This is a genomic window from Rhodococcus sp. (in: high G+C Gram-positive bacteria) (assembly GCF_049286785.1).
Taxonomy (GTDB): Bacteria; Actinomycetota; Actinomycetes; order Mycobacteriales; family Mycobacteriaceae; genus Rhodococcus_F.
The window spans coordinates 1-6,214 of sequence record NZ_JBAQEO010000413.1; the positions used below are offsets into that span (position 1 = coordinate 1).

A 6,214-nucleotide genomic window follows, 5' to 3' on the forward strand; every position below is an offset into this window, starting at 1 on the left:
CAACACCAGAAGGAGGCACTCCTGGTGCGGACACCGGTCCCCGAACACCTACGAGACCCTCTACACCGCTACGCTGGCATCCGCCGCGTAATCCACCACCCGTGTCCACAAGCCGGGGGTAAGGCCCTACAGATCGTCGACGTCGATCACTGGATCTGGATCATTTGTGGACTGGGACATCAGCCAGTCCTCGTACGTGTCGTCCCGGACAAAGATGTGCTCGAGATGCTCAAGCTCGTTCTCAAGTCCTCGCACTGCATCGAGGTACTTCGGCGTGACAATCAGAACCCGGCTCTGAGTGTGGTCCAGGTTGTGCTTATGCGCGTCGCGACTGTCTCGGGCGTAGAGGGGTACGCGGACTAGGCCGGCGGCCGCTGTGCCGGCGAAAAAATCCTGTGCTTCGAGGCAGTTGTCCTCTAGCACCGCGACGCGGTCGCCTTGCTGCAAGCCGAGGCTGGAAAGTCCATTGGCCATCCGCAAACCGCGTTCCCAGGCTTCGGAAAATGTCAGCTGACGGTCGCCGCTGATGACGGCGGTGTAGCCGGAATAGGTCGATGCGGCACGGCGCATGAGGGTGCGAACGTCCATGATCGTCTCCTTCTTGGGAGGGCTTCGCTGTTATTTGCCGCGAAGGTGTAGCGGGCTGGCGAGTCAGAAGCTGGGTTGAAGTGCTAACGAGATGTCTTTGAGCTTGGTGTCGTCACAGGCAGCTCGGTCCGCCGGAATGTGCAGTCCGGTGTCGAGGGCCTTGCGGGCGGCGAGAAAGTCGATCGTCTTGTTGATCGCGGCCACGCCGATTAATTTCGCGTCTCGGTAGTATAGGAACGCGCATGACTCGTCTGCGGGATTACCGCGGAGAACATATGAGTCGAAGTTGGCAAAAGTGCCAGCCATCTGGAGTTTGAGCGTGTCTTGGTCAGACCAGAACCACGGCACAGCACTCGTGTCGTCGCTGCGTCCGAGCAGTGTTGAGGCGGCGGTGTGGCCCTGGCGGATCGCGTTCGGCACCGATTCCAGGCGAACCAGCTCTGCCGTGTCCTGGGGATGCGGAGCTACAGTGCAGTCGCCCGCCGACACAACATGAGGGTTACTCGTTCGGCAGGCAGCATCGACGACGATCCCACCAGCGCAGGTCAAGCCGAGCGATTCAGCCAGTTCGGTACGCGGTGCGGCACCGATACCCACCAGTACGAGATCCGCCGGAATGACTTCGCCGCTAGTGAGACGAACTCCACTGACGGCCTCGGTACCGAGAATGGATCCGACCGCGGCGCCGAGCAGGACTCTGGTCCCGCGCTGGCGGTGGGCTCGGAGGTAGAACTCACTGATCTGTGGCGGGACGGCACGGGCAAGCAGCCTTTCTGAGGCTTCGACCACAGTGACGTCTTTGCCGGCCGCTTGTGCGACCGCTGCTCCCTCGAGGCCGACGAAGCCGCCGCCAACCACTACGATGCGTTGAGCCTGCGGCAGTACTGTGCGTAGTCGGTGCGCGTCGTCGATTGTCCGCAAGTACATCACCTGCGGAAGGTGGGCGCCCGGCACCGCCAGGCGCCTCGAGCGTGCGCCGGTGGTGAGCGCGAGGTGCTCGAAATCGTACCGGTCTCCTGCGCTCGTGAGGGCACTTCCAGTGCCGTTGGCGCCCAGGTTGATCTGCTCGATGCACACGTCTAGTCGAATATCGATGTCCTTGCTGGCGTAGAACGAATCCGTGCGTAGAGCCAGTGACTCTGGACCGGTGTTCTCGGCAAGGAATGCCTTCGACAACGGGGGCCGCTGGTAGGGCGCGTGCGATTCAGCGCCGCACAGGCGGATGGGGTCGGTGTATCCAAGGGGCCTGAGAGAGCAGGCCAGCTGGACGCTAGCTTGGCCGGCTCCGACGACCAGGACTCCCCGCTGCGTCATTGCTGCTTCTCCGGGATGTGCACCTCAAGCCCGTCCAGGCTCGGGTGGACCGGTATTTGGCAAGACAGTCGGCTCACGGCACGCCGTTCGGCGACAGCGCCATCGAGCATTTCGTCTTCCAGCTCAGTCATCGGCGGCAGTTCACGGCCATTCGTGTCGTCGAGGTACACGTGGCAAGTCGAGCAGGAGGCAGCGCCGCCGCATTCTCCGACGATTCCGGCAACCCCGTTTTGTACGGCGGTATCCATCAGTGAGCGTCCGCTCGTGGCGGTGATGGAATCAGTGGCTCCATTTGGAGAAACAAAATCAATGCGGGTCATTTCGCTATTCCTTCCCCCGTGAGGATCTGGTCGGTGCGAAAGCGCGCGGTGGCGCGGGCTTCCGCGACGAGGTTGCCGCTCTCTCCCGTGATCGTGATGTCGTAGAGGCCGTTGCGCCCGTAGTGATGTCGCAGCTGGCAGACTGCGGTAAGCGTTTCTCCGTGCTGACCGCTCGAGATGAAGCTCACCTGCGAGTTCGCCGACAGCCCGATCGTTCCGTGGGAGTTAGCAGCACAACCGAACGCAGCGTCGGACAAAAAAAGCAACCATCCGCCATGGCACGCGCCATATCCGTTGAGCATCCGCTCTTGGACCTTCATCGCAACGACCGCGTAACCGCGACGGCAGTCCACCAGCTGCACTCCGGCGTCGGCAAAGGCGCGATCATTGTCGAGCATCTGCCGGGTTGATTCGGGGATCTCCCGGGTTGACAGGCTCATCATCGATCACGGTTCTCGACGGGCAGCGCCTTCATGGCACGGACCAGGATCTGCTGCTCCCATTCAATGGGGCCCTCACCCTCAATGAGGTGCGGGAAGCGGCGGAGGACGGCCGGTAATGCGATGCGTGCTTCGAGCTTGGCGAGCGCGCTGCCAAGGCAGTGATGCGGTCCTTGGCCGAAGCTGATGTGAGCTGCTTCGTCGCGGAGCAAGTCCAGGCGGTGCGGATCGGAGAAAACGCCCGAGTCGCGGTTGGCGCCAGCGACGGACATGAATACTGTTTGCCCGGCCTTGATCGTCTGACCGCCACGCTCGTGTGTGGTCGCAGCGCTGCGGACCATGACCTTGACCGGCCCCTCGAAGCGAAGCAGTTCATCGATCGCGGTGTCGACGATTTCCGGCCGGTCCCTCATCAGTGCTGCCTGCTCCGGTAGGCGCAATAGATGCAGCATCGCATTGGTCATGAAGTTGGTCGTGGTCTCGTGTCCACCGAACAACAACAGAGTGCTTGCCCCCAAAATGTCCAGATCGGACAGACTTTCTTCGGAGTCGGTGGCCTGTGCGGCGACGAGTGCGCTCACGAGGTCCTCTCCCGGGTTCGCTTTCCGCTCGGCGACGAGCCAACTGAAGTAGTCGATGAAGTTGGCAGCTCCCTGCCCCGCGACGCGGTCTTGGTCCGGATGGTTTGATGCGCCGAAGACAATTGCCGACAAGTCGTTTGACCAGTCACGGAACCGGTCGCGGTCACTAGCCGGGATATCGAGCAGCTCAGAGATGACGATCGCCGGCAGCGGGAATGCAAACCGCTCTTTGAAGTCGAACGCCGGGACGTCGTCGAGGTCATCGAGTAGATCGGCGACGAGCGCTTCGATGCGCGGCTGGAGCCGCTGGATCATCCGAGGGGTGAACGCTCGTCGCACTGGGTTGCGTAAGGCGTGGTGGCGCGGGGCGTCGTAGAACACCATCCACCCACGCAAGATGTCGAATGCGCCGGCCAGCATCGCTTTGCGTTCTGGAGTCAGACGCTCGTGCAGGGGCGTGAGGCGGTCCGAAGAGAGATTCTCGGTGTCTCGGAAAGCCTCCACGACGTGCGGGTAGTCGTTGATTAACCACGCTTTGTGCGCCTCGCTCCAGACCACCGGACCTTGAGCTGCGGCCCGAGCGAAGAACGCGTGGGGGTCCTCAATCGCCTGTTTCGTGAGTAGGTCGAAACGGTCGTCAACGGCGCCGATGGTGGATGAAGAGATGATGTCCATGGAAACTCCTTGATTAGTCGTGCGCACGGTCGAGGACGGTGACGGCGCAGGCCGCCTCTTCGAGGCCCATGACACCGCCTCCGTTTTCTGCAACCGCGATGCGGGCATCTTGAACCTGGCGTGGGCCAGCTTCACCGCGTAGTTGGACAACGAGCTCGTTAAGCATCGACAAGCCGGTTGCAGCCACCGGATGTCCCTTGGAGACCAATCCGCCCGAGGTATTAATGGGAATTGGCCCATCGAGGCCGGTAGCTCCATCGGCGACGAACGCACCGCCCTGGCCGATCTCGCACAGACCGAGCATCTCGGCTTGCAGGATTTCGCCGAAGGACGTGGCGTCGTGGACTTCGGCCACATCAATGTCCTGTGGGCCGATCCCCGCGAGCGCATACGCCTTGCGGGCGGCATCTTGTGAGAGCGTCGGCTCGAAGATGCCACGCCGGTAAGTGCCACCGGAGGCCGCGAAGCCACGAATCCGGATCGCCCGTTCTCGCACCCGCGGGTCCTGCCCGTCGAGCCACGAGTCGGAAACAATGAGCGCGGCGGCAGCACCGTCGCTGACCGGTGAACACATCGCGCGGGTCAGTGGTTCACTCACCGCACGGTCCGCGAGCACCTCCTGGACAGACATCGGAAACTGATACTGCGCGGTCGGATTCTGCGCTCCGAAATTATGGTTCTTGGCCGCACTGGCCGCGATCTGCTCGACAGTTGTGCCATATCTGTGCATGTGCGTGAGCGCCTGCGTGGCGTAGGTATCCATGAACAAGCTCCGGCCGGGAGCAGGCTCGAATGTCCGGCCAATCTCAGTGGCGGCATCGCGGTAGCTGTCCAGGAAACGTTCGTAGGTGAGCTGGTCCGTGGCGCCATCGAACTGCGCGAACATCGTCTCACGATCGCCTGGAACGACCACCTTCTCCACTGCCAACGCCAATACAGCGTCCGCATGGCCACAGAGAACCTCTCGCGCAGCGCCATGAACCGCGTAGGAACCGGTGGCGCAGGCGGCATCGATGTTCGTGATCGGCATCCGGCGAGGCAAGACGCCGTCTGCCATCAGATCCGCGAGCACCATCTGACCGCGAACGTTGTGCTGGCCGTAGGTGGCGAGAAAGCAGTTGCCAAAGTGAGCGGACTCAATATCTGCAAGCACCCCTGGACCCTGGCCGATGTCGCCAACGAGTGAATCGACTGCCTGGGCGGCGAGCTCACGAAATCCTCGAGTCGGAAATTGGCCAAACGGCAAGGACGAGATCCCTACCACGTATGCGTTCCGCATGTGCGTCTCCTCGAGTCGTCGTCCCCGAAGCGTACGACTTATCTGTGACGCACACAACAGTTTTGTCCTACGACGAGAGGCGTCACTGACAAGAGTGGGGATCTATGTTCGACAACACTGAGAGAAAATGGGGGTCAGAAGATCTCGCGACTCCGAGTTCCAGACCAGAATCCAGGCCTCGGTCAGCGCCAGAACGAGGTGCCCCACCCGACCAAGCAGGGAAGCGGAACGCCTGCGTCAGCCCACGAAACGACTCGCACAAGATCCCGCGCGCCCGAAACCCGTCGAATCACCGGCCCTGCCGTAGAGGCGCGCTGCATCAGGTGCGCCAGCCGCGTAGGTTACCCGTCCATGGACAAACTCCACGCCCACGACGGAGCCGCCCTCCTTTGGAGTGCCCGTCTCGAGATCGACGCGGGCACTCTGGGCTCTCAGCGTCGATCGTGACGACCGCCAGTGCCGCCCGTGCCCCTGGCGACAACCTGACGATCCGCTTGAGATCAACCGTAGATCGGGCGAGCCTGACCCATCGAGGCGACAACCGGCTCGTACAGCTTCGACGAATAAGGAGCTGTCCACGGTCCACCTCGGAACACCCGGACGGCTTCTCTACGAAAACCCGATCGTGCTCCCCATCGCTTCGAGCTGACGAGCTTCATGTTGATCAGCGGCAGACACCGGCACAAACGGAATCCGTCGTCTCGAGCTTGCTTGCCCCGGCAACGGAGCTACACCTTGAACTCCTCGCCGTGGCGGCACCTGTGCGACGTCAGGACTGCTGGTGATGACTCCGTTGACCACGAAGTCTTTTGTGCCGCTCATAGTTACCTCCATTGCCCAAGTGACCAGGGCCTTGTGCCCTGACAGATCAGTAGTCCGAATTGACGCAACGCTTGTGGTTGTCGATAGAAGCGGGGCACGAGTAGTCACCGCATCCGCAGAAATGGCCTGCGTAGTAGTTTGTTGCGGCGTGATGGTCGTCGCCGTCCCGGTAGTCGTACTCACGTTCGTTGGTGA

The 6,214-nt window shown here is 61.9% G+C and carries 6 protein-coding genes; all 6 read right to left on the bottom strand.

What is annotated here, in order from left to right:
- Positions 1-126: 126 nt before the first annotated feature.
- The 6 genes from WAW17_RS15455 to WAW17_RS15480 all read right to left on the bottom strand — a co-directional run bounded on the left by WAW17_RS15455 (position 127) and on the right by WAW17_RS15480 (position 5,197).
- Entirely contained in the window at positions 127-588 is a 462-nt protein-coding gene (locus tag WAW17_RS15455) for an AMP-binding protein (protein WP_422333827.1), read from the bottom strand.
- Between the two features lie 63 nt (positions 589-651).
- Positions 652-1,902, bottom strand: coding sequence for an NAD(P)/FAD-dependent oxidoreductase (locus tag WAW17_RS15460; RefSeq protein ID WP_422333828.1), 1,251 nt, complete (start codon positions 1,900-1,902; stop codon positions 652-654).
- Positions 1,899-2,222, bottom strand: a complete 324-nt coding sequence (locus tag WAW17_RS15465) for a 2Fe-2S iron-sulfur cluster-binding protein (RefSeq protein ID WP_422333829.1) — start codon at positions 2,220-2,222, stop codon at positions 1,899-1,901. Before WAW17_RS15465 ends, WAW17_RS15460 begins: the two co-directional genes overlap by 4 nt.
- A complete protein-coding gene (locus tag WAW17_RS15470; protein ID WP_422333830.1) occupies positions 2,219-2,662 on the bottom strand; it encodes a PaaI family thioesterase in 444 nt (147 codons plus the stop codon). The genes WAW17_RS15465 and WAW17_RS15470 overlap by 4 nt, the downstream gene beginning before the upstream one ends.
- Positions 2,662-3,918, bottom strand: a complete 1,257-nt coding sequence (locus WAW17_RS15475; protein WP_422333831.1) for a cytochrome P450 — start codon at positions 3,916-3,918, stop codon at positions 2,662-2,664. Before WAW17_RS15475 ends, WAW17_RS15470 begins: the two co-directional genes overlap by 1 nt.
- Before the next feature lie 13 nt (positions 3,919-3,931).
- Positions 3,932-5,197 (bottom strand): thiolase family protein, encoded by a 1,266-nt coding sequence (locus tag WAW17_RS15480; protein ID WP_422333832.1) that lies wholly within the window; start codon positions 5,195-5,197, stop codon positions 3,932-3,934.
- Between the last annotated feature and the right edge of the window lie 1,017 nt (positions 5,198-6,214).

Coding starts and splice junctions, on each gene's coding strand:
- WAW17_RS15480 (WP_422333832.1), bottom strand. CDS start 5,197: ATGCGGAACGCATACGTGGTAGGGATCTCGTCCTTGCCGTTTGGCCAA.
- WAW17_RS15475 (WP_422333831.1), bottom strand. CDS start 3,918: ATGGACATCATCTCTTCATCCACCATCGGCGCCGTTGACGACCGTTTC.
- WAW17_RS15460 (WP_422333828.1), bottom strand. CDS start 1,902: ATGACGCAGCGGGGAGTCCTGGTCGTCGGAGCCGGCCAAGCTAGCGTC.
- WAW17_RS15465 (WP_422333829.1), bottom strand. CDS start 2,222: ATGACCCGCATTGATTTTGTTTCTCCAAATGGAGCCACTGATTCCATC.
- WAW17_RS15470 (WP_422333830.1), bottom strand. CDS start 2,662: ATGAGCCTGTCAACCCGGGAGATCCCCGAATCAACCCGGCAGATGCTC.
- WAW17_RS15455 (WP_422333827.1), bottom strand. CDS start 588: ATGGACGTTCGCACCCTCATGCGCCGTGCCGCATCGACCTATTCCGGC.